Genomic DNA, 1,030 nt, shown 5'->3' on the forward strand with positions numbered 1-1,030 from the left:
AAAAACATTTACTATTATTTAATATTATTTTATTTATTAGTTTAGGATTATTTTTAATTATTAATAATGTTCATCAAGTAATGGCTATGGAAGGTTTATTTCATGAAGAAATTCAAGAAATTACAGAGACAGAGTCAGAAGAAAATGAAGAAATAACAAATAATATAAGTAAAACAAATATTATGACTAAAGAAAAATTTGTGTCTTTACATGAAATAGGGCATGCTGTAGTTGCTTTTGAATTAAGTCAAAGACATAGAGAATATCCAAATCTTATAAAATTTAAAGGAATAGAATTAAAACAGAATGATGAAACAATTGATGGTAGCACCGATTTTTCTTTTGATATAAACAATATGTTTGGACATTTATTTGCATTATCTGTTTATTATGGTGGGTTAGAGGCGGAAAAAACTATCACAACAACTATAGAAGAAATTAAAAATAGAGGTCAACATGATGAACAAGATATCGAAAAAACGGCTCAATATATCACAGAAAGAGGATGGTTTTTAGGCGATTTATATTTATCAACAGATTCTTTAGAAATAAGAAAAGATAAAATAAAAAATATTGCTCAAACAAAAACACAAGAAATAATTCAACAATATAAAGAATTTTTATCGCCCCTTGCTGATGAATTGTTACAAAGAGAAGTTATTGGAATTGAAGAATTTAAAAGATTAATAAAAGAATTAATTATTCAAAAAAAACCTTCTCAAAAACCAGAACAACTAGAAACAAATGAACAATCGAATTATAATCATAAAAAATCTAAGTGTGAATGTGTTATTTTATAAAAAATAGCTAACAAAAAAATAAATTGAATATAACAATTATGTGTCATAAATATTATTTCTAGTTTCAAAAATTAAATTTGAAAAGTTTATTTTTATTACATATTTAACAATTCGAAAAAAACAAAAGGAGATTCAATTAATAATGTTTAAATTAAAAAATCAATTTAAAATAATAAGTTTTTGTTTATTTGTTTTATTAGGGCTATTATTTATAATTAATAATTATTATG

The 1,030-nt window shown here is 22.2% G+C and carries 2 protein-coding genes; both read left to right on the forward strand.

Annotated features, from left to right (window positions below):
* Nucleotides 1-800, forward strand: an 800-nt coding sequence (locus RI01_RS02785) for an SVM family protein (RefSeq protein ID WP_017193156.1), incomplete at its 5' end; no start/stop codon positions are given.
* Between the two features lie 142 nt (nt 801-942).
* The coding region (locus tag RI01_RS03455) for an SVM family protein (RefSeq protein WP_173363071.1) at nt 943-1,030 on the forward strand (88 nt) is incomplete at its 3' end.

It is taken from the genome of Italian clover phyllody phytoplasma str. MA1, assembly GCF_000300695.1.
GTDB lineage: Bacteria > Bacillota_I > Bacilli_A > Acholeplasmatales > Acholeplasmataceae > Phytoplasma.